General features: G+C 71.6%; 21 protein-coding genes. 15 read left to right on the forward strand and 6 right to left on the reverse strand.

Features of this window, described 5'->3' with window-relative positions:
• Positions 1 to 449: 449 nt before the first annotated feature.
• The 8 genes from ACTB72_RS09875 (at position 450) to ACTB72_RS09910 (ending at position 10,574) form a co-directional block, all read left to right on the forward strand.
• Positions 450 to 1,847, forward strand: a complete 1,398-nt coding sequence (locus ACTB72_RS09875; RefSeq protein WP_463036824.1) for a hypothetical protein — start codon at positions 450 to 452, stop codon at positions 1,845 to 1,847.
• Positions 1,848 to 1,951: 104 nt separating this feature from the next.
• Positions 1,952 to 3,262, forward strand: coding sequence for an ABC transporter substrate-binding protein (locus ACTB72_RS09880; protein ID WP_463036825.1), 1,311 nt, complete (start codon positions 1,952 to 1,954; stop codon positions 3,260 to 3,262).
• Positions 3,263 to 3,387: 125 nt separating this feature from the next.
• Positions 3,388 to 4,326, forward strand: a complete 939-nt coding sequence (locus tag ACTB72_RS09885; RefSeq protein ID WP_463036826.1) for a branched-chain amino acid ABC transporter permease — start codon at positions 3,388 to 3,390, stop codon at positions 4,324 to 4,326.
• Entirely contained in the window at positions 4,323 to 5,267 is a 945-nt protein-coding gene (locus ACTB72_RS09890; RefSeq protein ID WP_463036827.1) for a branched-chain amino acid ABC transporter permease, read from the forward strand. The genes ACTB72_RS09885 and ACTB72_RS09890 overlap by 4 nt, the downstream gene beginning before the upstream one ends.
• Positions 5,264 to 5,977, forward strand: coding sequence for an ABC transporter ATP-binding protein (locus tag ACTB72_RS09895; protein ID WP_463036828.1), 714 nt, complete (start codon positions 5,264 to 5,266; stop codon positions 5,975 to 5,977). The genes ACTB72_RS09890 and ACTB72_RS09895 overlap by 4 nt, the downstream gene beginning before the upstream one ends.
• A 3-nt stretch (positions 5,978 to 5,980) precedes the next feature.
• Entirely contained in the window at positions 5,981 to 6,676 is a 696-nt protein-coding gene (locus ACTB72_RS09900; RefSeq protein WP_463036829.1) for an ABC transporter ATP-binding protein, read from the forward strand.
• 101 nt (positions 6,677 to 6,777) lie between these two features.
• Entirely contained in the window at positions 6,778 to 8,823 is a 2,046-nt protein-coding gene (locus tag ACTB72_RS09905; protein ID WP_463036830.1) for a hydantoinase/oxoprolinase family protein, read from the forward strand.
• On the forward strand, positions 8,820 to 10,574 hold the full coding sequence (locus ACTB72_RS09910) for a hydantoinase B/oxoprolinase family protein (RefSeq protein ID WP_463036831.1): 1,755 nt from the start codon (positions 8,820 to 8,822) through the stop codon (positions 10,572 to 10,574). Before ACTB72_RS09905 ends, ACTB72_RS09910 begins: the two co-directional genes overlap by 4 nt.
• Positions 10,575 to 10,666: 92 nt before the next feature.
• On the opposite strand, the gene ACTB72_RS09915 is transcribed toward ACTB72_RS09910, so the two are convergent.
• From ACTB72_RS09915 to ACTB72_RS09935, 5 genes are all read right to left on the reverse strand, one after another.
• Positions 10,667 to 10,855: a YgaP family membrane protein gene (locus ACTB72_RS09915; RefSeq protein WP_463036832.1), complete on the reverse strand. Its 189-nt coding sequence runs from the start codon at positions 10,853 to 10,855 to the stop codon at positions 10,667 to 10,669.
• Between the two features lie 184 nt (positions 10,856 to 11,039).
• Positions 11,040 to 12,356, reverse strand: a complete 1,317-nt coding sequence (locus ACTB72_RS09920) for a M15 family metallopeptidase (protein ID WP_463036833.1) — start codon at positions 12,354 to 12,356, stop codon at positions 11,040 to 11,042.
• Positions 12,353 to 13,003, reverse strand: a complete 651-nt coding sequence (locus ACTB72_RS09925) for a hypothetical protein (protein ID WP_463036834.1) — start codon at positions 13,001 to 13,003, stop codon at positions 12,353 to 12,355. Before ACTB72_RS09925 ends, ACTB72_RS09920 begins: the two co-directional genes overlap by 4 nt.
• Before the next feature lie 186 nt (positions 13,004 to 13,189).
• Positions 13,190 to 14,485, reverse strand: coding sequence for a nicotinate phosphoribosyltransferase (pncB, locus tag ACTB72_RS09930; RefSeq protein ID WP_463036835.1), 1,296 nt, complete (start codon positions 14,483 to 14,485; stop codon positions 13,190 to 13,192).
• A gap of 61 nt (positions 14,486 to 14,546) precedes the next feature.
• The gene (locus tag ACTB72_RS09935) at positions 14,547 to 15,017 is read right to left on the reverse strand and encodes a MarR family winged helix-turn-helix transcriptional regulator (protein ID WP_463036836.1); all 471 of its coding nucleotides are present in this window, start codon (positions 15,015 to 15,017) and stop codon (positions 14,547 to 14,549) included.
• A 364-nt stretch (positions 15,018 to 15,381) separates the two neighbouring features.
• Between ACTB72_RS09935 and ACTB72_RS09940 the strand changes: the two genes are divergently transcribed.
• From ACTB72_RS09940 to ACTB72_RS09960, 5 genes are all read left to right on the forward strand, one after another.
• A complete protein-coding gene (locus ACTB72_RS09940) occupies positions 15,382 to 16,296 on the forward strand; it encodes an FAD binding domain-containing protein (protein ID WP_463036837.1) in 915 nt (304 codons plus the stop codon).
• The gene (locus tag ACTB72_RS09945; protein ID WP_463036838.1) at positions 16,293 to 19,094 is read left to right on the forward strand and encodes a molybdopterin-dependent oxidoreductase; all 2,802 of its coding nucleotides are present in this window, start codon (positions 16,293 to 16,295) and stop codon (positions 19,092 to 19,094) included. Before ACTB72_RS09940 ends, ACTB72_RS09945 begins: the two co-directional genes overlap by 4 nt.
• A gap of 190 nt (positions 19,095 to 19,284) precedes the next feature.
• Positions 19,285 to 20,775, forward strand: a complete 1,491-nt coding sequence (locus tag ACTB72_RS09950; RefSeq protein ID WP_463036844.1) for a 6-hydroxynicotinate reductase — start codon at positions 19,285 to 19,287, stop codon at positions 20,773 to 20,775.
• Positions 20,757 to 21,659 (forward strand): UPF0280 family protein, encoded by a 903-nt coding sequence (locus ACTB72_RS09955; RefSeq protein WP_463036839.1) that lies wholly within the window; start codon positions 20,757 to 20,759, stop codon positions 21,657 to 21,659. The genes ACTB72_RS09950 and ACTB72_RS09955 overlap by 19 nt, the downstream gene beginning before the upstream one ends.
• Positions 21,656 to 22,237, forward strand: a complete 582-nt coding sequence (locus ACTB72_RS09960) for an amino acid synthesis family protein (protein ID WP_463036840.1) — start codon at positions 21,656 to 21,658, stop codon at positions 22,235 to 22,237. The genes ACTB72_RS09955 and ACTB72_RS09960 overlap by 4 nt, the downstream gene beginning before the upstream one ends.
• Positions 22,238 to 22,679: 442 nt before the next feature.
• Here ACTB72_RS09960 and ACTB72_RS09965 read toward each other — a convergent pair whose 3' ends face one another.
• Positions 22,680 to 23,312 (reverse strand): TetR/AcrR family transcriptional regulator, encoded by a 633-nt coding sequence (locus tag ACTB72_RS09965; RefSeq protein WP_463036841.1) that lies wholly within the window; start codon positions 23,310 to 23,312, stop codon positions 22,680 to 22,682.
• Positions 23,313 to 23,795: 483 nt separating this feature from the next.
• Between ACTB72_RS09965 and dctP (ACTB72_RS09970) the strand changes: the two genes are divergently transcribed.
• Together dctP (ACTB72_RS09970) and dctP (ACTB72_RS09975) are read left to right on the forward strand one after the other, a co-directional pair.
• On the forward strand, positions 23,796 to 24,839 hold the full coding sequence (gene dctP, locus ACTB72_RS09970; protein WP_463036842.1) for a TRAP transporter substrate-binding protein DctP: 1,044 nt from the start codon (positions 23,796 to 23,798) through the stop codon (positions 24,837 to 24,839).
• Between the two features lie 199 nt (positions 24,840 to 25,038).
• Complete coding sequence (gene dctP, locus ACTB72_RS09975; protein WP_463036843.1) at positions 25,039 to 26,079, forward strand: TRAP transporter substrate-binding protein DctP; 1,041 nt, start codon at positions 25,039 to 25,041, stop codon at positions 26,077 to 26,079.
• Positions 26,080 to 26,120 lie beyond the last annotated feature (41 nt).

The raw sequence follows: 26,120 nt of genomic DNA on the forward strand, positions 1-26,120 counted from the left end.
GTTGCGGCGAAGGGGGCGTGAAGACGGGCTTGGGCGGAGACTGGGCGTCGACGGCGCCGGCTGCCGGCCGCGCCGGACCGGGAGTGCATCGCAGTGGGGGCGCCGGGATGCGGCGCCCGGGTCAGGCGGGCCCGGACCGGGGCGTGGGAGCGGTGCGGAGGAAAAACGCCCCGGCTGGCGAGCGGGGGGGAGACCTGTGCGGGTGGTATGCCGTCAGGCGGCGCGGCGCGTCGCGGATCGTGGACGGACGTCGTCGCCCGGGGAAAATGCGCGGATGCTTGGCTGCGGAGCCGGCGCGCGATCAGGTTGCAGCGGTCGGGTCCGGCTTTGGCGGGGTCGCAGGTGGGGCAGACGTTGCGAAATGGCGGCGGACCCTACGTCGCGCGGCTCGCCCAAAGGGGCCGGCCGCGGCGTCGCGTCCATTGATCCGGCGCGCAGGACGGGGCCCCATGCGGGCCATGATCCGCGCGCTCCTCCTCCTCGCCGCCCTCTGGCCCGCCGCCGCCTTCGCCCATACCGGCGAGCGGGCGCTGGTCATGCTGCTGCCGACCGAGATCTGGGCTCCCGCCGGCGCCGCCGTGGTGGCGCTGACCGCGCTGCTGCTGGCCGTCGTGCCCGGGGCCCGGCTGGCCCGGCTGGCCGAGGGATGGACCGCGCCGATCGCCCTCCCCTCGGGCGACGGTTTTCGGATGGCGACGAGCCTCCTCGCCGCCGCCTGGCTGGCGGGCCTGTGCCTGATCGGGTGGTTCGGGCCCCGCGACCCGCTCGAAAATCTCGCGCCGCTGATGCTCTGGACCGGGGTGATCGCGCTGCTCCCCACGGTTCAGCTGGTGTTCGGCGACCTTTGGCGGGGCCTCAACCCGTGGACCGGGCCGCTGCGGCTGGCGGCGCGAGGCCGGCCGCCGCGCCTGACCCTCCCCGCCTGGCTGGGCGCCTGGCCCGCTGCGGCGAGCTGGCTCGCCATCGCCGGCTTCGCGCTGGTCGACGTCGCCCCGCTCGACCCCGCGCGGGTGGCGACGATGATGGCGCTCTACTGGGCCGCGATCTTCGCGGCGGGCCTCGTCTTCGGGCCCGAATCCCTGCGGCGGATCGAGGGGCTGGGCCTGTGGCTCTCGCTCTTCGCCGCCCTCGCCCCTCTCAGGGTCGAGGGCGGGCGGGCGCGGCTGCGGGTCCCCGGGCTCGGCCCCGCCGCGCTCTCCCGCGCGGGCCTCGTCGCGGGGGCGGGGGGCTTCGCGGTGGCGGCGCTGGGGGCGGGCAGCTTCGACGGGCTGAACGAGACCTTCGCCTGGCTCGCCTTCATCGGGGTCAATCCGCTGGAATTCCCCGGCCGCTCCGCCGTGCAGGCCGAGTCGCTGGCGGGGCTTCTGGGCGCCGTCGCGGCGCTGGGCGTGGTCTTCGTCGCCTGCACGATGGCCGGGCTGGCGATGGCCGGGATGCGGGCGAGCGCGGCGGCGCTGGAGGCGCTGGCGCTCGGCCTCGTCCCCATCGTCGCCGGCTACCATGTCGCCCACTACCTGCCGGCGGCCCTTGTCGAGTCGCAATATCTGCTCGCCGCGCTCGGCGATCCGCTCGACAAGGGCTGGGACCTGACCGGGCTGGGCTATGCGCAGGACCAGGTGACGACGTCGTTCTTCAACCAGTATCGCACCGTCCGCCTGATCTGGCTGATCCAGGCCGGGGCGGTGGTGGCGGGGCACGCGGCGGGGATCGCCACGGCGCATCTGGTCGCCCTGCGCCTCGCCGGCGATCCTGCGCGCGCGACACGCTCGCAATTCCCGCTCGCCGTGTTCATGGTGGTTTACACCCTGTTCGGGCTGTGGCTGCTTGCCGCTCCGACAGGCGCCTGAGCGATCAGGCGTGAAATGGCTGGACATATCGTTTGCACACATACAGCCTGTGCCTGCAAAACCGGCTTGAAGGCCGGGGGGACCGACGAGGAGGGTCTGCCGTCATGACCGAGGTCAAGAAACCCGCCGCTGGCGGATCCATCAGCCGCCGAACCGCGATCAAGGGCCTCGCCGCCGCCGGCGCGGCCGGGGCCGGCCTGGGCGCGCTGCCCGGCTTCGTGCCCTATATCCAGGCGCAGTCGTCGGCCCCGATCAAGGTCGGCTTCCAGGTGCACCGCACCGGCATCGGCGCCGCCTATGGCCGCTGGTACGACCGCACCACCATGGCCGCCGCCGACCTGATCAACGAAATGGGCGGCATCAACGGCCGACCCGTGGAGATCGTGGCCGAAGATGACGGCACCGATCCCAAGCGCGGCGCGGAAGTGGTCGAGAAATTCGCCTCGCAGCTGGGCTGCGACGTGGGCTTCGGCACCCTCTTCTCGCATGTGGTCATGGGCTCGGCCCCCCGGGCGGGAGAGCTGAAGCTGCCCTATTTCGTGGTGTCGGAAGGGCACCACGTGGCGTCGGGCGCGCTCAACCGCTGGACCCTGCAGCCGGGCATCACCGACGTGAAAAGCCAGGTGATGGCCATGGCGCCCTGGGTGGCGGGCAACCTCGGCAAGAAGGTCACCATGGTCTTCCCCGACTACGCGTTCGGGCATGACCACCGCGACTTCTTCACCGCGGCGATCCAGGCCCAGGGCGGCGAGGTCATCAAGCACATCGCGATCCCGCCGACCGAGACCAGCTATTCCAAGTACTTCCCGCAGATCCCGCGGGAGACCGAGGTGCTCTACCACGTCATGGTCGGCCCCGGCGTGCTGACCTTCGTGAAGGAGCTGGGCGAGTTCTTCGGTCCGTCGCACCCGCCCATCTTCGGCTTCATCGACAGCCTCGAGGCGGTCGACCTCGCCTCTCCCGGCCTCGAATTCCTCGATGGCACCTATTTCTGGGAGGGGATGCCCCGCTACCTGCAGGCCGGCGCGCCGGACCCGGTGAAGTTCTACCGCGACAAGGTCGGGGTGGACGACGACGGGGCGTCGAAATCGGACCCCAAGGACGTCTCCACCTTCGCCCACATGTTCGGCTGCTGGGAGACCCTCTTCGTCCTGAAGGCCGGCATGGAATCCGCCGGCTACCAGACCACCGCCGACCGTCAGAAGCTGGTCGAGGCAGTGGAGGCGATGGGCGAGATGCCGATGTCGGACATGCATCCGCAGGGCCGCAAGATCTTCAACGGCAAGACCCATCAGGTGTTCGGGCCGCAATACATCTCCAAGGTCGAGAACGGCAAGCTGATCGTCCAGCACGCCACCACCGCCGAGGACACGTTCTACCCCGACGAGGTCGACTACACCAAGATGTCGTTCTGAGTTGGGGCTGAGCCAGGGCTGAGCCCGGCTCCGATCCGCGCCTGACCCGGCGCCCCCCTCTCCGCCTGCGGGGGAGGGGGCGCCGCCTCCCGCCCGCCCCTCTTCTCCGACCGCGCGAGCCTCCCTTGGATTTCGGCCCCTACCTGGTCTTCGCCTCGCTGGAAGGCGCGGTGCTGGCGGCGACGCTGTCGCTGACCGCCCTCGGCCTCAGCCTGGTCTTCGGCGTCATGCGCGTGGTCAACGTCGCCCATGGCGAGTTCTTCATGCTGGGCGCCGTCGCCGCCTGGTTCGCATCGACCTTCGTCGCCGGCACGCTCGGCCTGCCGGCCTGGGCGGGCTTCGCCGCGGCGCTGGGCGTGGCCCCGCTCGCCGTCGGCGCGCTCGCCTGGGCCGCGGATCGCGCCATCCTCGTCCGCGTCGGCTACGACCCCGAGCGCACCATCGTCGCCACCATCGGCCTGCTCTACATCTTCCAGCAGCTGACCCTGATGGGCTACGGGCCCGAGGCCCGCCCCGTCGAGCCCCCCTTCAACACCCGCATCGCGCTGCCCTGGCCCGAATGGGGCGCCGACGGTTTCGCCTGGACCTGGCCATGGGGGTTCGGGACGACCTCCTACAAGCTCTTCGTCATCGTCGCCGCGGCGGCCCTGCTGCTCGCGGTCTGGGCGGTGCTCGCGCGTTCGCGCTTCGGGCTGATCATGCGGGCGACGCAATATGACCGCGAAACCGCGCAGGCCTTCGGGATCCCGGTCGGCCGGGTCTACGCCTGGACCTTCGCGCTCGGCGCGGCGCTCGCCGCCGCCGCCGGGGTGCTGATCGTGCCGATCCAGCAGGCGCATTACCTGATGGGGGGCGACCCGCTGCTGCTGTCCTTCATCGTGGTGATCATCGGCGGGCTCGGCAGCCTGAAGGGCACGGTCGTGGCCGCCATCCTGATCGGGATGAGCGACGGGATCATCTCCGTCTTCTTCTCGCCGACGCTGGCGAAGATCCTCGCCACCCTGCTGGTCGCGCTGGTGCTGGTGTTCCGCCCGCAGGGCCTGTTCGGAGCGAAACCGGCATGAGCGGCGCGGCGAAGCCCGTCGGCCTGCACCTCGCCGCGCTGGCGGTCCTGCTGGCCCTGCATTTCGCGCTTCCGGACTATCATCACGGGGTGCTGGCGCGGGTTCTGACGCTCGCCACCTTCGCGCTCGGCTACAACCTGATGTTCGGCTACACGGGGCTCCTGAGCCTCGGCCACGCGCTGTTCTTCGCCGCCGGCCTCTACGGGCTCGGCATGCCCATGTATCACTTGGGCTGGCCGGCCGAACTCGCCTTCCCCTTCGCCATCGCCGCCGCCGCGGCGCTGGCGGCGGTCGTCGGCGCGCTCGCCCTGCGCACCCAGGGCGTGGCCTTCATGATCGTCACCCTGATGTTCGCGCAGGCGGGGTACCTCACGATTCTCTACTTCAACGCCTTCACCCGCGGCGACGAGGGGTTCGTCATCGCGCAGGAGGCGCGGAGCCTCTTCGGCCTCAGCCTCGCCGACGCCGACGCCCGCTACATCGCGGCCCTGATCCTCTTCGCCGTGGCGATGATCGCGACGTTGATGCTGGTCCGCTCCCCCGCCGGCCGCGTGCTGATCGCGATCCGCGAGAACGAGGAGCGCGCGAGGATGCTCGGCTACGACGTCGCCCGCTACAAGCTCGGCGCCATCGTCGCCTCGGGCGCGATGTGCGGGGCGGCGGGGGCGGCCTACGGGCTGCTCTTCGGCTATGTGGGCGCCACCTTCGCCTCCGTCCAATACTCCATCCTGCCGCTGCTCTGGGTGCTGCTGGGCGGGGCGGGCACGGTGCTCGGGCCCCTGATCGGGGCGGCCTTCATGTTCTACCTGATCGACCTGACCTCGGGCGTCACCGACGCCTACATGCTGCTGGCCGGCGCCGCCCTGGTGCTGCTGACGCTCTTCGCGCCCGCGGGCTTCCTCGGCGAGGTCCGCCGCCGCTGGGCCCCGTGGCTGCCATGACCGCCCCCCTTCTGCAAACCGAGGGCCTGACCCGCCGCTTCGGCGGCCTCACCGCCGTCGACCATGTCGATTTCACCCTGCATCCGGGCGAGATCCGCGCGCTCATCGGCCCCAACGGCGCGGGAAAGACCACCTTCGTCGGCCTGCTCTCCGGCCGCATCCAGCCTTCCGAGGGCCGGGTCCGCTTCGCCGGAGAGGACGTCACCCGCCTCCCCGCCCATGCCCGCATGAACCGCGGCATGGCCTACACCTTTCAAATCACGTCGGTCTTCGCCAACCTCACGCTCTTCGACAACGTGGCGCTGGCGGTCCAGCGCCGCCTCGCCCGCGGCGAGGGGCTGGAGCGCGAAACGCTCGCCGCCCTCGACCGCGTCGGGCTGGCGGACCGCGCGACCCAGATCGCCGGCGACCTCTCCTACGGCCACCAGCGCCTGCTCGAGATCGCCATGGGTCTCGCCCAACGCCCGCGGCTGCTGATCCTCGACGAGCCCACGCAAGGGTTGTCGGACGGCGAGATCGAGGGCTTCAAAACGCTGGTCCGCGAAGTCGCTGCGGAGGCCACCGTTCTGCTGATCGAGCACAACATGGACGTGGTCATGGCGCTCGCCGACCGCATCACCGTGCTCGACATGGGAGCCAGGCTCGCCGAGGGCGCGCCGGCCGACATCCGCGCCGACGCCGCCGTGCAACGCGCCTATCTGGGAGGCTGAGGCATGCTGGAGGTCTCCGGGCTCGACGCCGGCTACGGCAAGGTTCAGGTGCTGAGGGGGGTGTCCCTCTCGGTCGGCGCCGGCGAGATCCTGTGCGTGATGGGCCGCAACGGCGCCGGCAAGACCACGACCCTGAAGGCGATCATGGGATTGGTTCCGCCGGCCGCCGGCTCGGTGAAGCTGGCGGGCGAGGAACTGGTCGGCCTCCCCCCCCACGAGATCCCGCGCCGCGGCATCGGCTACGTGCCTCAGGGCCGGCGGTTGTTCGCGGAGCTCACCGTCTCCGAAAACCTCGACATCGGGCTGATGACCCGGCATCGCGGGACGGCGGTGCGCGAGCGGATGCTCGCCATGTTCCCCCGCCTGCGCGACCGGCTGCGGCAGCGGGCCGGCACGCTTTCGGGGGGCGAGCAGCAGATGCTCGCCATGGCGCGCGCGCTCTGCCTGGAGCCCTCGGTCCTGCTGATGGACGAGCCGACCGAGGGCCTGCAGCCCTCGATGATCGCCCTGATCCGGGAGGCCGCGACCGCGATGAAGGCCGAGGGCGTGGCGATCATCCTCGTCGAACAGCGCGCCGACGCGGTGCTTTCCGTGGCCGACCGGGTCACCTTCCTCGACAACGGCCGGGTGAAGGAGACGGTGGCCGCCCAGGTCCTGCGCGACGATCCCGCGTTGCTGCACGCGCATGTGGGCGTCTGAGGCTGGACAGGCGGTCCGGTCCGGAGTTGGATTTGTTCGCAGGCAAATGAGCCCGGCGGCCCCATGATTTCGGAGACGCCCGAACCGGAACGGAGAAGCGGATGAGCGTGGTTGCGGGCGTCGATGTCGGCGGGACTTTCACGGACCTGGTGTGGCTGGACGAGGCGGCGGGCGCGGTGCGCCTCGCCAAGGCCCCGACCACGCCCCGCAACCAGGCCTTCGGCGTGCTCGCCGCCTTCGACATGGCCGGCGTCGACGTGGGCGGGGTCGACCTGATCGTCCACGGCACCACCGCGACGACGAATGCGGTGCTGGAGCGCCGCCTGTCCCGCGCCGGCCTGATCGCCACGGAAGGCTTTCGCGACATCATCGAGCTCGGCCGCCGCACCCGCCCCCAGGCCTACGGCATGACCGGGTCCTTCACCCCCGTCATCCCCCGCGACCTGCGCCTCGAGGTCCCCGAGCGGATGGACGCCGACGGCGCCGTCCTCACCCCGCTCGACGAGTCCGCCCTGCGCGCCGCCGCCGCCCGGCTGCTCGACGCGGGCTGCGAGTCCGTCGTCGTCCACTTCCTTCACGCCTACGCCAACCCCGCCCATGAGATCCGGGCGGGCGAGATCCTGGCCGAGATCTGGCCCAACGCCTACGTCACCCTCGGCCATGCCCTCCTGTCGGAATCCCGGGAGTTCGAACGCGGCGTGACCGCCGCGGCCAACGCCTCCGTCCAGCCGCTGCTGCAACGCTATGTGGACCGGCTGGCCGACGAGCTGCGCGCCCGCGGATACCGCCACGACCTGTTGGTGATGAACGGCAACGGCGGCATGGTCTCCGCCCGGCTGGTGGCGCGGGAGGCCGCCAAGACCGTGATGTCGGGCCCCGCCTCCGGCGTGATGGCCGCGGCCTATACCGGGCGCCGCGCCGGCGCGCCGGACCTGCTGACCTATGACATGGGCGGCACCTCCACCGACGTCGCCCTGATCCGCGGCGCGAAACCGGCGGTCTCGAACGAGATCGAGGTCGAATACGCCATGCCGATCCACGTCCCCATGGTGGACGTGCGCACCGTGGGGGCTGGCGGCGGTTCCATCGCCCGGGTCAACGCCTCGGGCCTGCTCGAAGTCGGCCCCGAAAGCGCCGGCGCCGATCCCGGGCCGATCTGCTACGGGCGCGGCGGGACCCGCCCCACCATCTCCGACGCCAACCTGCTGCTGGGCCGGCTCGACCCCTCCCGCCTCAACGCCGTCGAGGGCGGGGTGCGGATCGAGGATGTCGAGGCGATCTTCGCCGCCGAACTGGGCGTCCCCCTCGGCCTCTCCGCCGTCCAGTCCGCGGCGGCGGTGATCCGCGTCGCCAACGCCCGCATGGCCGGCGCGATCCGCATGGTGTCGCTGTCGCTGGGCGAGGATCCCCGCGACTTCGCGCTTTTCGCCTTCGGCGGCGCCGGCCCCCTGCACGCGGTGGCGCTGGCCCGCGAGCTGGGCGTGCCCCGGGTCCTGGTCCCGGCCCGCCCCGGCATCACCAATGCGCTCGGCTGCGTCGTCGCCGACCTGCGCCACGATTTCGTGAATACCGTCAATCGCCCGCTCGACATCGCCGACATGGACGATGTTCACGCCGTCTTCGCCCGCCGCATCGAAGAGGGCCGCGCCCTGATCGGGCAGGAGAGCGTGGCGGTCGAGCGCATCGACGTCGTCTGCTCCGCCGACATGCAGTTCATCGGCCAGACCCATCTCCTGCGCGTGGCGCTCGACGGCCCGACCCCCACCCGCGAGGACCTGCAGGCCCGGTTCGAGCGCGCCTACTGGGACCGTTTCCGCGTCTCCCTGCCGGAAATCCGCCCCGCGCTTGTGAACCTCAGCGTCTCGGTGATCGGGGTGCGGCGCGAGATCGACCTCGCGCTGCTCATCGACCCCGCCGGCCAACGCGCCACGCTGGCCGAAGCGCAGACCGGCGTCCGCCCCGTCTGGTTCGACGCGGGCTGGCTGGACACCCCCGTCTACCGTCGCGAGCACCTCCCCCAGATGGTCGAGATCGCCGGCCCCGCCATCGTCGAGCAGCTCGACGCCACGCTGGTCATCGACCCCTTCTGCACCGCCCGCGGCGACGCCGACGGCAACCTGATGATCGAGCTCGGAGTTTCGGAATGACCCCCCTCGATCCCATCACCCTGTCGGTCATCCAGGCCGGCCTCTCGCAGACCTGCGACGAGATGGATCTCGCCTTCACCCGCGCGGCCTTCTCGCCGGTGATCGCCGAAGCCAACGACCGGGCCGACGGCATCTATTCGGCCGTCGACGGCTCGCTGATCGCCCAGGGCCCCGACGGCCTGCCGGTCTTCGTCGGCGCGATGCAGGAGAGCACCCGCGTGCTGGTGGAGCGGATCCGCGCCGGCATCACCGCCGCCCCGGAACCCGGCGACGTCTACATCGTCAACGACCCCTATCTCGGCGGCACCCATCTGATGGACGTGCGCTTCGCCCGCCCCTTCTACCGCGACGGAAAAATCTGGTGCTGGCTGTCCAATACCGGCCATTGGCCTGACACCGGCGGCGCGGTCCCGGGCGGCTTCTCGGCCTCGGCCACGTCGGTCGAGCAGGAAGGCCTGCGCCTTCCCCCGGTGCGGCTCTTCAAGAAGGGCGTTCTGGACCAGGAAATCTATCAGATCATCTGCTCCAACATCCGCGTCGCCGAGCAGCGTATAGGCGACGTGAAGGCCCAGGCCGCGGCGCTGGACGTGGGCGCCGCGCGGCTGGAGAAGATGCTCGACCGCTACGGCGACGCGGTGGTCGAACAGGCCATCGCCGAGCTGCGCGCCCGCGCCGCCGAGCAGACCCGCGCCCATATCCGCGGCATCCCCGAGGGCCGGTTCGAGTCCGTGGCCTGGGTCGATTCCGACGGCGTGGTCGATGAGCCGCTGGCGATCCGCCTCGCGGTCGAGCGTCACGGCGACGGGCTGGTCTTCGACTTCGCAGGCTCCTCGCCGCCCTGCATGGGGCCGATGAACTCGGTGCGCTCGACCACGCTCTCGGCCGTCTACCTCGCGATGCGCCACATCTTCCCGGACGTCCCGATCTCCGCCGGCGCGTTCGAGCCGCTGGAGGTGCGCGGCATCGAGGGCACCTTCCTCGACGCCCACTACCCGCGCCCGGTGTCAGGCTGCGCGGCCGAAACCTCGCAGCGCATCGCGGAGTCGGTGTTTCTCGCCCTGGTCAACGCCATCCCCGACAAGGTCACGGCGGCTCCCGCCGGCACCTCCGGCAACTTCGGGCTCGGCGGGTCGGACCCGGCCAAGGGGCGGAATTTCGTGATGTATCAGCTGTCGGGCGGCGGCTATGGCGGCTCGGCGCTGGGCGACGGGCTGTCGAACGGCTGCTCGACCATCGGCATATCCAAGGCCCCGCCGGTGGAGATCATGGAGCAGCAGTTCCCCATTCTCTTCCGCCATTACGCGCTGCGCGAGGGTTCGGGCGGCGCAGGCACGGCGCGCGGCGGCCTCGGCCTCGACTACGAGATCGAGCTGCGCCGCGGCGAATCCCGGGCGAGTTTCGTGATGGACCACGGCCGCTACGGCCCCCCCGGTGTGCGCGGCGGGGGCGACGGCGCGCCGAACACCATCGAGGTGGTGCGCGACGGCGTCTCCCACATCCCCAAGCATCTGTCGAAGGAGCAGGACATCGCGCTCCGTCCCGGCGACCGGGTGCGGGTGGGGACGCCCGGCGGCGGCGGCTACGGCGACCCGTTCGCGCGCGATCCGCAGGCGGTGGCCGAGGATGTTCGGCTGGGCCGGGTTTCGCTCGCGGAGGCCGCGGCGCTTTACGGCGTGGCGATGACGGGCGCGGAGGTCGATCCGCCCGGCACCGCGGCGCTGCGTGCGGCGCGCGACCGCGACGCCTCGTAGGGCGGGTGCGAACCCGCCGCGCGGGAGGGGCAGGCGCGAACCATGACGCGAAGCGTCGGCGGGTTTTCACCCACCCTGCGCCGGATGAGGCGTCAGGTATGGATGCCGAAGGGCAGGTAGATCGGGCAGACCCGCGTCGCGGCCACGATCAGCATCACCACGCCGACGATCCCGGCGACCCAGGCCCACACGCCCACGAGCACGAAGGCGGCCAGCGCCAGCAGCGCCGCGCCCAGGATGAGGCGCACGATCCGGTCCAGCGTTCCGACATTGGCGGTCATTGAGAATCCTCCCGATACGTCGCCCGCCAGTCGGGCGCGGCTCGATCCTGCGCCAGGCCGGGGGCGGCCGCGTTGATGCAAATCATACCGGCGGCTGATCGCGCGCGATGCGGCGCGCCCGCATTCCCTGTGCCGGCGCGCCGGACCTCGCCGCCCGCACGCCGCGGCCGCCGCCGATAAAAAATCAGGCCAACCCGAACAGCGCCTTGCACCGCTCCAGCAGCCGCCGCCGGTCGGCGATGCCGTTGACCCCGCCGTTGATCACCTTGGTCACCCGCATCAGGTCGTCCCGGTCCGCCGCTGCGTTCAGGCCGCGGTCGGACCAGTACCAGCCCGCCACCCCGACGCAGAGGTCGAGGTCCTCGGCCACCACGGTCGGGGTGGACATGATCTCGTCCTTGCGGCCCACGGCCTCGGCGAATTTCTCGTAATTGTAGCGCCCCGTGAGCTGGATCAGCCCGCGGCCCTTGAACCGCTCGCCGTCGCCCGACTGGACGTTGCCCAGATCCGTCCGCCCCTCATAGGCGACGCCGGAGGCGATCTCCTCCTGGAACCTCAGCTCGCCGCTCTCATGCCCGATCTGGGCGAGGAAATGCGCCTGGCGCAGCGGCGTGGTCACCTCGAACCGCGCGAAGCAGCGGGCGATGGGCTCATGGAACGTCTCCACCTTCTCCGGCGCCGCCGCCAGCATCGCCAGCCGCAGCAGCCGCTCCGAAAACACCGGCTTCACGCCCGCGCGCAACGCACGTTCCGTCCCCGCGCCGGGGGTCGCCACCGAGTCCGGCTCGGTCATCCCCAGCAGCGCGGTCTGCGCCGCTTCGATCCCCACCCGCGTCTTCTCGCCATAGATGCCATCGGGTTTCAGCGGCGCCTCCAGCGCGATCCGCCCGTCCTCGGCGGCGTGGTTGAGCAGCAGCTGCACCGTCTCCACATCGTCGCGGATATTGGGGCGCTTGGGCCCGACCTCGGCCGAAAGCAGCGAGGTCATGGCGCCCGGCGCCGCCGCCGGGACCTCCCGCGCAGCGGGTGCAGGGGCGCCGGACGCGATATCGCCGGCGGAAAACGGGGCCATGGCGGGGCGTGCCGGCGGAGACGGCGACGCCGCGGGAGCGAGCACCGAGCCCGCCACGCGCCGGGGCGGGGCGCTCACCCCTTCGCGCCGCTCGAAATGGGGGGTGTCCTTGAAGCTCGTCCAGTTGCCGCCCCAGGCGTTGGCGGGGTCCAGCCCCTCCCAATAGTCGCCGAGCGTCTGGAGCACGAGCTTGTCATAGCACAGCTCCAGCCCCTCCCCGTCGCGGACGAAGAAGTTCAGGTCGATGGCCAGCCGCTTCATGTGCTGGCTCGACAGGGTCTTCGAGCGCCCCTCCCGCATATGGATGCGCTGCTGTTCGATGGTGCGGTAAAGCTCGCCCGCCGAGACCACGAAGCCGAGGTCATGCGCCCGGCCGATCAGGCGCGCGACGTCGCGCAGGAAGCGGTCCTGCTCCGTCACCAGGCTCACGGCTTCGCATCCGGTTCACGCGCGATGCGCGAGGTTTCGATGAAGGATTCGATGGTGTCGTTCTTGCGGCTGGAGCTTTGCGACGACCCGAAGAAGAACTGGATGATGGCCGACAGCGTCACCCCCAGCAGGAATCCCAGCACCGTGTCGACGATGCGCGACTGGGCGAGCCCGGCGCTGGTCAGGTCGCCGGCCGCGTCGACCGAAAAGGTCGCGCCGAACGATGCCCAGCCGATGAAGGCGAAGGTCAGCGCGGTGATGGTGGTCGCGTAGAGATAGATGAAGTTGCGGGCGAGCCAGTCGTCGGACCGCAGGGCGGCGCGCTGCAGGGCGCGGGCGTTCTCGCGGTCCTCGTTGGCGAGCCGGCGCCGCTCGATCTCCGAGACGTCCTGCGCCTTGGCGGCCTCGAGCAGCAGGGCCTGGTTCTGCAGCTCGAACGCCTTGAGGCGGATCCACTGCGCCTCGGTCAGCTTCTGCTCGGCCACGTCCTCGATCCGGATGCCGGTCTGATCCTCGATCAGCCTGGCCACCTTCTGGGCGCCTGCGTCGGCCGCGCCCGAGAACACGCCGGTCAGCAGGTCCAGCCCGCGACTGGCGAGCGCCGGGACCACGGCGGCGCCGAGCGCCCCCAGCAACGGCAATACCATGGACCTCGTCCTCCCCGCCTCCGCTTGTGCGAAAAGTCACTTTCTCCTTTCAGGGAAAGGACTTGGCGAAAAGAGAATGCGAAAACTTCCCTTAAGTCAACATGAAGCCGCGCCGTTGGGGCAGGCCTCCGCAGTCCGCCCGTCAGCCGAGGCGTCACGGATGACGGGGCCCGGACCGGTCGGGGGTCAGACCACCACTTCGCGCGGCGCCTGCTCGCCCACGCCGAACACCCGCTTGTAGCGCGCGATCTCCGCCGCCGGGCCGGTGGCCTTCAGGGGGTTGTCCGACAGCTTCACGCAGGGCCGCCCGTCCGCCGACACCGCCTTGCAGACCAGGCTGAACGGAGCGAGCCGGTCGCCCGGCGCCAGTCCGCGGAAATCGTTGGTCAGCAGCGTGCCCCAGCCGAAGGACACCTTGGCGCGGTCGGCGAAGCGCGCGTAAAGCTGCTCGATCAGGTCGATGTCCAGCCCGTCCGAGAAGATGATCCGCTTCTCCGACACGTCCTGGCCGTGCCGCTCCCAGAAGGCGATGGCGGCCTCGGCGGCTTCGAACGGGTCGCCGCTGTCGACCCGCACCCCGGTCCAGCGCGCGATCCATTCGGGCGCATGGGCGAAGAAGCCGGCCGACCCGAACGTGTCGGGCAACACGATGCGCAGATTGCCGTCGTAGTCCTTCTGCCACTCCTCCAGCACGCGGTAGGGGGCGGCGGCGAGCGCTTCGTCGTCGTCGCCGGCCAGCGCGCAGTAGACCATCGGCAGCTCATGGGCGTTGGTGCCGATGGCCTCGATGTCCTGGCGCATGGCGACCAGGCAGTTGGAGGTGCCGGTGAAGCGCGGGCCCAGTCCCTCGATCATCGCCTGCACGCACCAGTCCTGCCAGAGGAACGAGTGCCGCCGCCGCGCCCCGAAATCGGCCACCGCCACGTCGGGCAGCTTCTGAAGCCGCTGGATCTTGTCCCAGACGCGGCTCATCGCCCGGGCGTAAAGGATCTGCAGCTCGAACTTGCCCATGTCGCGCAGCACGGCGCGCGAGCGCAGCTCCATCAGGATGGCGAGCGCGGGGATCTCCCACATCATCGCGTCCATCCACGGGCCCTCGAAGGTCAGCTCGTATTGATCGCCGCGACGCTCCAGATGGTAGTCGGGGAAGCGGAAATTATCGAGCCACTGCATGAAATCCGGCGTGAACATCCAGCGCTTGCCGTAGAACGTGTTCCCCCGCAGCCAGGTGCTTTCCCCCCGGGTCAGGCGCAGGGTGCGGACATGGTCGAGCTGCTCGCGCAGCTCCCCCTCGTCGATCAGGCGGGCGAGCGGCACCGCGTCGGAGCGGTTGATCAGCGAGAATTCCACCCGCGCCTCGCGGCGGTTGCGGAACACGCTCTGCGCCATCAGCAGCTTGTAGAAATCGGTGTCGATGACCGAGCGGACGATCGGGTCGATCTTCCATTGGTGGTCGTGAACGCGCTGGGCGATGTTGATCATGGGCGTGGGCCGGACAGGGGCGGGTCGGCGCGGCCCGGGGGCCGCGTCGCCGCGAACGGGATCAGGAGATGCGGACCAGCAGGCGCAGAAGATGCGCCCGGTCCTCGGCGTCGAGCGGGGCGAGCGTCGCCGCAGTCACCGCCAGGGCGGCGCCGGCGACGTCGCCGAACAGGGCCTCGCCGGCTTCGGTCAGCGACACGATCAGGCGGCGGCGGTCGTCGGTGGAGGCGGCGGTCGACACCAGCTCGCGCTTGGCGAGCCGGTCGATCACGCCCTTGATGGTGGCCGCGTCCATGGCGGTGGCCCGGCCGAGCTGGTTCTGGCTGACGGGGCCGTCCTCGTGCAGCTTGGCCAGCGCCGCGAACTGGCGCGGGGTCAGGTCGGGGATGTGGTCGGAGAAGATCGACAGATGCCGCTGGTTGGCCCGGCGCAGCATGTGGCCAACCTGGGATTCCAGCCGGTAGGCGTCGGCGTCCGCGGCCGGGTCCGAGGCGGCGTGCAGGCCGGGCTGAGAGACGGGCTTGGCGCTCATCTCGGAGCCCGAATCCCGGCTCGCGTCGGGGTCCGCGTCGGGGCCGGACGCGTTGCGGCGGGCCCCTCGGGGGCCGTCCGCCGCCTGGGCCGCGCCGCGCGTCCTGCTCGCGCCCGCCTTGGTCGCCATCGCCACGTCCGCCATCCTCCGCCACGCCGGTACGGTTTCCTCCCTAGCTCAACCACCGCGGAATTGACAGGGCCGCGGGCGGGCGCGCGAGTCGATTGACAACCTGCGAGGGCGGGGCGCAGGCTGTGTTTGCACGCAAACGATCGCGGCGCAGCCCCTCGCCAAAGCGCGCCTTTCCCGCCGCCGTCGCCGCAGGAAAGGCCCACGCCAGGGAGCCCCGCCGCCGGAGACGCCGATGAGCTACGAGCGGCCCGAGAGCCTCGAACGCGCGCTGGCGTTGCGCGCGGGGATGTCCGGCGCGGGGCAGGGCGAGGCCGGCCGGACCGGGGCGCCGGGCGCGGCCTCCAGGATGACGCTGGCAGGGGGCACCGACCTCTACGCCCTGACCACGCGGGCGACGCTGCCCGGCTCGGTGCTCGACCTCACCGCCTGCGCGGCGCTGCGGGGGATCGCATGCGGGGCGGACGGGCTGCGCATCGGGGCCGCCGCGACCTGGTCCGAGATCGTCGCCGCCCGCCTTCCCGCCGCCTGCGCCGGGCTGGTCTCCGCCGCGCGCGAGGTCGGCTCGATCCAGATCCAGAACCGCGGCACCCTCGGCGGCAATCTCTGCAACGCCTCCCCCGCCGCCGACGGGGTCCCGCCGCTCCTGAGCCTCGACGCGGAGGTCGAGCTCGCCTCGGTTCGCGGAACCCGCCGGCTGGCCCTGCCGGACTTCCTGCTCGGCCCCCGGCGCACGGCGCTGGCCGGGGACGAACTGCTGGTCGCGGTGATCCTCCCCTCCGCCGCGCTGGCCGGGCGGGGGGCTTTCGTCAAGCTGGGCGCGCGGGCGCATCTCGTCATTTCCATCGCCATGGCCGCGGTCCGGCTGGAGGTGTCGGGCGGCGCGGTGCGCGCGGCCGCGCTGGCGCTGGGCGCTTGCGGTCCGGTGGCGACCAGGCTGCCGGCGCTGGAAGCGGCGCTGATCGGCCGCCCCGCCGACGCTTCCCTCGCCGCGTCGATCACCGAAGCGGCCCTCGCCCCCCATATCGCCCCCATCGACGACATCCGCGCCGACGCCCCCTACCGCGGCCGCGCCGCCGCCGAGATCCTGCGCCGCGCCCTTCTGGCCGCGCTGCCCGACGCCCGCCTCGCTGCGGAGACCGCCGCATGAGCCCCGACTCCGCCTTCGCCGACTCCGCCGCCGTCTCGGGCATCGAGCTGTTCCTGGACGGCCGCCCCGCGCGCCTCAAAGCCGACCCGGCCCGGCGCCTGTCGGACGCGCTGCGCGAGGTGGCCGGCGTCCGCGGCGTGAAATCGGGCTGCGACTCGGGCGATTGCGGTTCCTGCACGGTCCTGCTCGATGGCGCGCCGGTCTGCGCCTGCCTCACCCCGCTCGGCCAGGCGGCGGGGCGGGCGGTGACCACCGTCGCGGGCCTCGGCGGGCCGGCGGTCAACGCGCTGCAACGGTCGTTCCTGCGCCACGGCGCGGCGCAATGCGGGATCTGCACGCCCGGCATGCTGATGGCCGCCACCGCCCTGCTGGCCGCCACCCCGCGCCCGACGCGGGGCGAGGCCGAGGACGCGCTCGGCGGCGTGCTCTGCCGCTGCACGGGCTATTCGAAGATCATCGACGCGGTCTGCGCCGCCTGGTCCGAGACGCCGGGCGCCGCCGCCGCCCTCGCCCCCGAACACGCCCCCGTCGGCGCGAGGATCGAGCGTCTGGACGGCCTCCCCAAGGTCAATGGCGCCGAAACCTTCGGGGCCGATGCCTGGCCCGAGGGCGCCCTGGTGCTGCGCGCCCTGCGCTCCCCCCATCACCGCGCGGGCTTCGAATTCGGCGACCTCGCGGGTTGGGTCGCCGCCCGCCCCGGCCTCGTCGCCGCCTTCACCGCCGCCGACATTCCCGGCCGCAACCGTTTCGGGGTGATCCCGGACTGCGCCGACCAGCCGGCGCTCGCCGAGCCCGCCGCCGGCGCCCGTTTCCGGGGCGAAGCCGTCGCCCTCATCGCCGGCGAGGCCGAGGCGATGGCCGGCCTCGACCTGTCCGATTTCCCGGTGACCTGGACGCCGCTGCCCGCCGCCCTGACCCCTGATCAGGCGACGGCCCCCGGCGCCGCCCTCCTCCACCCCGACCGCCCGGGCAACCTGCTGATCCGAGGCCTCGTCCGACAGGGCGACGCCGAGGCCGGGTTGGCCGCCGCCGCCGAGGTGGCCGAAGTCGACTTCGAAACCGCCTATGTCGAGCACGCCTATATCGAGCCGGAGGCCGGCGCCGCCTGGCTCGACGGCGACGTCCTGGTCATCGCCGCCTGCACGCAGGCTCCGGTGATGGATCGCGACGACGTGGCTTTGGTGCTGGGCCTGCCGAAGGAACGGGTGCGGATCGGGGTGGCCGCGGCGGGGGGCGGCTTCGGCGCGAAGCTCGACCTGTCGGTGCAGCCGCTGCTGGGGCTCGCGGTCCTGAAGCTGGGTCGGCCCTGCCGGATGGTGTTCAGCCGCGCCGAGTCCATGGCCTCCACCACCAAACGGCACCCGGCGCGGATGCGCGGGAGGATCGGGGCGGACGCCTCGGGCCGTATCGTGGCGATGGATTTCGACGGGGATTTCAACACCGGCGCCTATGCCAGCTGGGGGCCGACGGTGGCGAACCGGGTGCCGGTTCACGCCTCCGGCCCCTATCGCACCCCCAACTACCGGGCCGAGGCGCGGGCGATCCACACCAACGGCACGCCGTCGGGCGCCTTCCGCGGCTTCGGCGTGCCGCAGGCGGCGCTGGTGCAGGAGACGCTTTATGATGACCTGGCGATCCGGCTCGGCATCGACCGCCTCGCCTTCCGCCGACTGAACGCGCTGGGCGAGGGCGAGGCGACGGTCTGCGGCCAGGTGCTGCGCGGCGTAGGCATCCGCGCCTGCCTCGATGCGCTGGCGGAGCCTTGGGCCGAGGCGCTCGCCCGCGCCGAGGCGGCGAATGCCGGCGGCTCCGGCCTGCGGCACGGGGTCGGCGTCGCATCCTGCTGGTATGGCTGCGGCAATACCGGCCTGCCCAATCCCTCCACCGTGCGGGTGGGGGTGCGGGCCGACGGGCGGGTGGTTCTGCATCAGGGGGCGACGGATATCGGGCAGGGCTCGAACACCGTCATCGCCCAGATCTGCGCCGAGGCGCTGGGCATCGCCCCCGAGGCGATGGTCCTGATCGGACCCGACACCGCGCTGACCCCGGATTGCGGCAAGACCTCCGCCTCCCGCCAGACATTCGTCACCGGGCGCGCGGCGCAGGCGGCCGGGGCGGCGCTGCGCGCGCAGCTGCTGCGGCTCGCCAATCTGGGCGAGGATGCGCGCCTGCGGGCGAGCGCTTCCGGCATCGAGGCGACGGCGCGGGGCGAGACGCGGACGCTGGATTTCTCCCGCCTGACGCCTTCCCCCGAAGCGGCGGCGCAGGGCTATGCGCTGATGGCGGAGGCCCGCTACGACCCCCCGACCACGCCGCTCGACGCCGACGGGCAGGGCGCGCCCTACGCGGTCTACGGCTATGGCGCCCAGCTCGCCGAAGTGACGGTCGACATGGCGCTGGGCACGGTGAAGGTCGCGCGGCTGGTGGCGGCCCATGACCTCGGCCGGGTGATCAATCCGATGCTGGCCGAGGGGCAGATCGAGGGCGGGGTGGCGCAGGGCCTCGGCCTCGCGCTGATGGAGGAATTCATCCCCGGCCGCACCGAGAACCTGCACGACTACCTGATCCCCACCACCGGCGACATGCCGACGATCCGCTCGATCCTGCTGGAGACGCCGGACCCCGAGGGGCCGTTCGGCGCGCGGGGCCTGGGCGAACACGCGCTGATCCCCACCGCGCCGGCGATCCTCAACGCGATCCGCCACGCCTCGGGCGCCCGGATCACCCGGGTTCCGGCGCTGCCGCATCGGGTGCTGGCCGGGATCGACGCGGCGAAAGCGGCGGGGTGGGCGCCATGACCGGCGGGCGCCGCGCGACGCTCTCGGCGCGCGCGTGCCGCGCGACGTTCTCAACGCGCGCGTGCCGCGCGATGTTCGAAACGCGCGCGTGCCGCGCGACCGCCGTCCCGAGCGCCATGACGTTCCGCCCGCGCGGCGGGGCCACGGGGCGCCGGGCGGCGCCGGGCGCCAGGCCGGGAGGGCGGGCATGATGGACGGAACCGAGACTTCGACCCCCCCCGTCGCCGCCGAAAAAATCCGCTGCGACGCCTGTCCGGTGATGTGCTACGTGGCTGAGGGCAAGACCGGCGCCTGCGACCGCTATGCCAACCAGGACGGGCGCATCATCCGCTGCGATCCGCTCACCGTGCTCGACGCGGCGCTGGCGGCGGGGGAGGCGGTGACCCCGTTCCTCGACGTGCCCTGGGACGGGGGGCCGGCGCCGGATGCGCGCCGCTTCGTCACCGGGCTCGGCGCCGGGACCACTTACCCGGATTACAAACCCGCGCCCTTCATCGTGTCGCGCCAGGTCGAGGGCGCCGACCTGATCACCGTCGTCACCGAGGCCATCTTCTCCTATTGCGGCGCCAAGCTGAAGATCGACACCGACCGGCATCTGGGGGACGAGGCCGCCACGGTGCGCGTCGACGGCGAGCCGGTGGGCCATGTCACCACCGGCGAATACGGGAGCCAGATGCTCAGCCTCGGGGGCGTGCGCCACCTGACCGGGGGCGAGAAGCGCGAGGGCCGGGTGACCTGCGACGCCCTCCTGCGCCTGTGCAACCGCGAGGCGGTGGAGCTGACCATCGACGGCGGCGCCACCGTCATCGCCCAGGCCGGCGTCGCGCCGATCATCGACGGGGTCGCGGAGACCCGGATGCGCGTCGGCTGCGGCTCCGCCACCATCGGCATGTTCGCCACCCAGTGGCAGGGGCTCGCCGACGAGGTGGTCGTGGTCGACGACCACATCACCGGCGTCGTCTCCGAACACGCCGCGGGCAAGGAGATCGGCTGGCCCGACACCGGCATCCGCATCAACGGCCGCCGCTCCACCCCCGGGCGCTACTTCAAGGTGGCGAAGCCCGGCAAAGGCTGGGGCGGGGCCGACATCGACGACCCGTTGCAGATTCTCGGCGCGTGGAACCCGAAAAAAGGCGCCCGCCCCGGCCTGCGCCTGCTGATGGTCTCCACCACCGGCGAGCAGCATGGGTTCTACGTGCTGGACGCGGACCTGATCCCGCGCCCCGCGCCGTTGCCCGAGGCGCTGAGAGGCCCGGTCGCCGTCATCGAGGAGAATTGCGAGCCGGCGATGACCACGGTGATGTTCGTGGGCGGCGCGGGGGGCAGCCTGCGGGCCGGGGTCACCGGCAACCCGGTGCGCCTGACGCGGTCGGTGCAGGCGGGGCAGACAAAGGTGACCTGCGCCGGCGCGCCGGTCTGGATCTGGCCGGGCGGCGGCATCACCCTGATGGCCGACGTGATGGACCTGCCCGAGCGGTCCTTCGGCCACGTCCCCACCCCGGCGCTGGTGGCGCCGCTGGAATTCACCCTGACGCGGGAGGCCTACGCAGCGATGGGCGGGCATATGGACGCCATCCGCTCGGTCGAAGACGTGCTGGCGAGGGGCGGCGAATACGGCGGCGCGACCCGCGGACTGGGGCCCGGGCCTGCGTCGGAGATGTCATGGCCCTGGCCCCGGTGAGCGCGGCGGCCGCGCCGCCCGGCTGGCGCGCGCAGGCGGCGATGCTGCCCGACGGGCGGCGGCTGCACCTGCATCACGGCCCCATCGACCTTCTGGCGGAAGCCTTCGGCGACCCCGCCGAAATCCGCGCCGCCCTGGCCCAGGCGGAGGCGCGCTTCGCCTCGGTGCTCGGCGCGCTGGTGGCGGAGCTTTCGGCGCTGCGCGCCCCCCTCGACCCCACGGCCCCGCCGCCCGCGGGCCCGGTGGCGCGACGGATGTGGGCCGCCTGCCTGCCCCATGCCGGAGCCTTCGTGACTCCGATGGCCGCGGTGGCGGGCGCGGTGGCCGACGACGTGCTGGCGGCGATGACCGAGGGCAGGGACCTCGCCCGCGCCTATGTCAACAACGGCGGCGACGCCGCGCTGATGCTGACCCCCGGCGAGGCGATGACCGTGGCGCTGGGCGAGCCCGACCGCATCGGCGCCGGCCGCGCCCTGATCCGGGCGGAGGATGCGGCCCGCGGCGTCGCCACCTCCGGCTGGCGGGGGCGCAGCTTTTCGCTGGGCATCGCCGACGCGGTCACGGTGCTGGCGCGGACCGCCGCGGAGGCCGACGTCGCCGCCACGCTGATCGCCAACGCCGTCGACCTGCCCGGCCACCCCGCCATACGCCGCGGGCCGGCGCGGGGCGAGGCGCCCGACAGCGACCTCGGCGACCGGCTGGTCACGCTCGACGTCGGGCCGCTGACCGAAGCGGAGGCGGAGGCGGCGCTCGCCTCCGGCCTTCTCGTCGCCGAAACCATGCGCGCGCGCGGCCTGATCGAGGCCGCCGCGCTGACCCTCGCAGGCCGGACCCGCGTCGCGGGCGCCCCGCGCCTGACGGGGCCAAGGGAGATGAAACCATGACCCCGTTCCCGATCCGCCGCACCGCCCTGATCGTCGAAGAGATCTTTCACGAGGGCGGCCCCGCCCCCGAAATCCCGCGCCGCCGCGCCGCGATGCTCGCCATCGTGAAAAACCCCTTCGCCGGCGCCTACGCGGCCGAGCTGGCGCCCGCCATGGACGCGCTCAAGCCGCTCGGCGCGATGATGGCCGCGCGGCTCGTCGAGGCGATGGGCGGCCCCGATCAGGTCGACGCCTACGGCAAGGGCGCCATCGTCGGCGAGGGCGGCGAGATCGAGCATGGCGCGCTCTGGCATGTGCCGGGCGGCTACGCGATGCGGGCGCTGGTCTCGCCCTCCAAGGCCATCGTGCCCTCGGCGATGAAGGTGGCCGGCATGGGCGCGCGGCTCGACGTGCCGCTCGGCCATGTGAACGCCGCCTATGTCCGCTCGCATTTCGATGCGATGGAGGTGGGGCTGCCCGACGGGCCGCGGGCGGGGGAGATCCTCTTCGCCCTGGTCATGGCGCAAGGCGGCCGGGTCCACAGCCGCATGGGCGGGCTCGAGGCCTGGGACGTCGAGGGCGCGGACGGGCTGCGCTGAGGGGCGTGGAAAACCCCGGGCGACGGCAGGAGCGTCGCCGCCCGGGGGGCGAGTAGGCCGTGTCGCCCGCCGGTGGGACGGCGGGCAGGCCATGTCGCCAAGCGCGCGGGTCGTTGACCGCGCGCCAACCCGCCGAACGCACCGCTTGGGGTGCGGACGCTTCGGCGGGCTCATGACGACAGGTTCCCCCAGCGTCACGGGCACAAGCGCGGAGGTAGCTTACGCTGCGACGCAGTAAAACGGCCTGTATCCGATCTTCTGTCGGAATCGTCGGTGAAGTTCGATTTTTTTCATGAGATGGAAAGGTTAATAGACTGTTTCACTTATGATAATTGGCAGGCGACTTTGGTTTTCAGCCCGCGGAAAGCGCCGGTTTTGACAGCGTCGCCCTTGATTGGAAAAAGGTTTTTCGAAGGGATCGACGACGGCGGCTCCGCCCGCTTCAGTTTTCGCCCAAAGGCCCCATCTCGGGCCGCGAGATGCCGTTCATCAGCAGATCGAGAAAGATCTCGGAGATCTGCTCGGGCGTTTTCGATTCGTCGTCCGAATACCAGCGCAGGATCCAGTTCACCGCGCCGAGGAAGTAATTCGAGGTGATGCGCACATCCACCGGCCGGATCGCGCCTTCCTCGATCGACTTGGTCAGCAGCATCCGGGAATAGCGGTCGAGCTGGCGACGCCGCTCCAGCAGCTGTTCGCGCTTGTCCTCGGGCAGGGCCATCAGGTTGGCCTGGGTGGTGAAGGCGCCGCGCTCCTCCATCAGCAGGACCATGAAGCGGCGATAGAGGTGGCGCAGCCGCTCGTAGCCCGCGCCGCCCAGCGCCTCGGTCTCCAGCCGCGCGGTTTGCCCGCAATCGTAGGAAAGGCGCAGACACTCGAACAGCAGCTGCTCCTTGTTCTTGAAGTAATAATAGAGCGCGGTCTTGGACACCCCGATCTCCTCGGCGATGTCGTCGAGCGAGGTCCCGTGATAGCCTTTCTCGTTGAAGGCCCGCGCGGCGACGCGCAGGGCGACCCGGCGCTTGAGCTCCCGCTGCTCGGCGCGCGAGGCGACCACTCCGTCCCAGCTCGGCATGTCACGGGCTCCTTCAAGGTTGCGGGAGCGTTGTAACCCGGCGCGGGCAGGGGCGCGAGGGCGAACGCGGCCGCACCTCGCGCGTCGCCGCGCGCATCGACCCGCGGGTCGGTGCGCGCGGGCGGATCGCGCCGGCCCGCGCCGGTCGCGGCCCGGCATGCGCCGAAACGTCAAATCCGCGCGACGTGAAGCGGGCGACCCGCCGGGCGGGCCTCTTGTTGACGGACGGTTGGAAAAATGGTCTCAATCGTCGAAACAGAAGCCGGCGCGCCGATGCCGGACATTTCAGGGGAAACGCGAAACCCTCTCGCAGCCGCGATCGACCGGGCGCATCCGATGCGCGCCGCGCGTCGTCCATCCCGCCGATCCGGCGGGCGGGCGACGCATGGGAAGCCGGACGACGCCGAGGTCCGCGCGGGAGGCGTTCGGGGAGGCCGGAGCGCGGGAGGCGCGCCGGCGCCGGAAAGAAAAAGGGAGAACGTCATGACCGAAGACCGCAAGGGCATCGATCGCCGCGCGCTGATCCGGGGCGGCGCGCTGGGCGTGATCGCCGCGCCGGCGCTGATCGGCAAGGGCATCGCCAAGGGCGAAATCAACTGGCGGGTGCAGTCGCACTGGCCCAAGGCCTCGGGCTCGTTCAACGACAGCCTCGGCAAGCTGGCCGAGGTGCTGGCCGAGAAGACCGACGGCCGCCTGACGCTGGAAACCTTCGGCGCCGGCGAATTCGCCAAGGGCCCGGAGATCTTCAACATCGTCTCCAAGGGCGTGGTGCAGATGGGCACGACCTCGGCGTCGTATCTGGAGAACTACGGCACCTGCGCCGGCTTCGCCTACGGCATCCCCGGCACGCTGCGCAACAGCTGGGAGATCATGCATCTTCTGAAGAATCTCGGGGTGGAGAAGCTGTTCGCCGACGAGATCCTGGAAGAGGGCGTGATCTACCGGTCCGAAAAGGTCTACCCGACCGAGCTGGTGATCTCGAAGGAGGTCAAGTCGGTCGACGACTTCCGCGCCCTCAAGCTGCGGTCCTCGGGCGCGATGCTCGACTACCTCTCCTCCGCCGGGGCCTCGGCCAGCTACATCGCGGGCTCCGAGCTCTACCAGGCGCTGTCCTCGGGCGTGGTCGACGGGGCGCATTGGGGCGCGGCCATCGGCGCCAAGTCGATGTCGCTGTGGGAGGTCTGCAAATACCACATGAAGCCGCCGCTCGGTTACACCTCCGACGGCTGGCTGGTCAACGCCGACGCGGTGGAGGACCTGCCCGACGACATCCGCCTGATCTTCCTCAGCACCCTGGAGGAGCGGTTCTACCTGCGCTCGGTCGAGTATCTCGAGGGCGAGGCCGAGGCGCTGACCGCGGGCGTCAAGGACGACGGCGTCATCGTCGCAGACTTCCCTGACGACGTGCTGGCGCTGTTCGCGCAGGCTTCGGGCGAGATCCTGAAGAAGGAGGCCGAGAAGAGCGAGAAGGCCGCCCAGTGCGCCGACGCGCTTAATGGCCTGATGAAGCACCTCGGCTACGTCTGAGCCCGAACGGCGCGGTCCGGACCGGTTCCGGGCTGCGCCATCCGGAAGCACACGGCGTCCGCGCCGAATTCAGCGGGTCACGCCCGGTCTTCATTGACCGGTTGATGCACGCGCGTCCATGATGCGCGCGCGCTCCGCCGGCGTCGAAGCGCCACGCACGGAACCCGCTGCGGACGGGGCGCGCTTAGGGAGGACAGACATGACCGAGACTTTCATGACCAGCCGTCGCGCCATGCTGGCCGGCGGCGGGGCCGCGGTGCTCGCCGCCCCCGCGCTGATCGGGCCGGCCATCGCCAAGGGCGAGGTCAACTGGCGCGTGCAGGCGGTGTGGCCCAAGGCCTCGGCCTCGTTCGACGGCAGCCTGCAGGTGCTCGCCGACATGCTCGCCGAGCAGACCGACGGCCGCTTCACCTGGGAGCTGTTCGGCGCCGGCGAATTCGCCAAGGGGCCGGAGATCTATGACATCGTGCGCAAGGGCGTGGTGCAGGCGGGGACCTCGTCCGCGTCCTACATGACCCAGATCGCCACGACCTCGGCCTTCGCCTACGGCATCCCCGGCACGCTGAACGACTACTGGCAGGTGGGCCATTACAACAAGAATCTCGGGATCGAGGCGCTGATGTCGTCCGAAACCGAAGAGGAAGGCGTGATCTACCGCGCCGAGAAATCCTATCCGACCGAGCTGGTGCTGTCGAAGGAAGTCAACTCGGCCGCCGACTTCGCCACCCTCAAGGTCCGCTCCTCGGGCGCGCTGCTCGACTACCTGTCGGCCGCCGGGGCCTCGGCCAGCTACATCGCGGGCTCGGAGCTTTACCAGGCGCTGTCGTCGGGCGTGGTCGACGGGGCGCATTGGGGCGCGGCCGTGGGCGCGAAGTCGATGTCGCTGTGGGAGGTCTGCAAGTATCAGATGCACCCGCCGCTGGCCTTCACCTCCGACTGCTGGGTGTTCAACGCCGACGCGATGGAGGATCTGCCCGACGACCTGCGGCTGATCCTGATGTCGCTGGTCGAGACCCGCTACTACGCGCGCACCGCCGAATATCAGCTGCTCGAGACCACGACCCTCAAGGAAGGCGTCGCCAACGAAGGCGTCGAGGTCCGCCAGTGGCCCGACGACGTGCAGGCGCTGTTCGCCAAGGCCTCCGTCGACATCTTGGAGGCCGAGGGCAACAAGTCCGAGAAGGCCGCGACCGCGGCCGGCAAGCTCAGGGAGCTGATGGACCAGCTCGGCATCGCCTGACCCCCGACGTCCCCCCCGCGGGGGGGGGGGGGGGGGGGGGG

This window comes from Albimonas sp. (assembly GCF_055129145.1).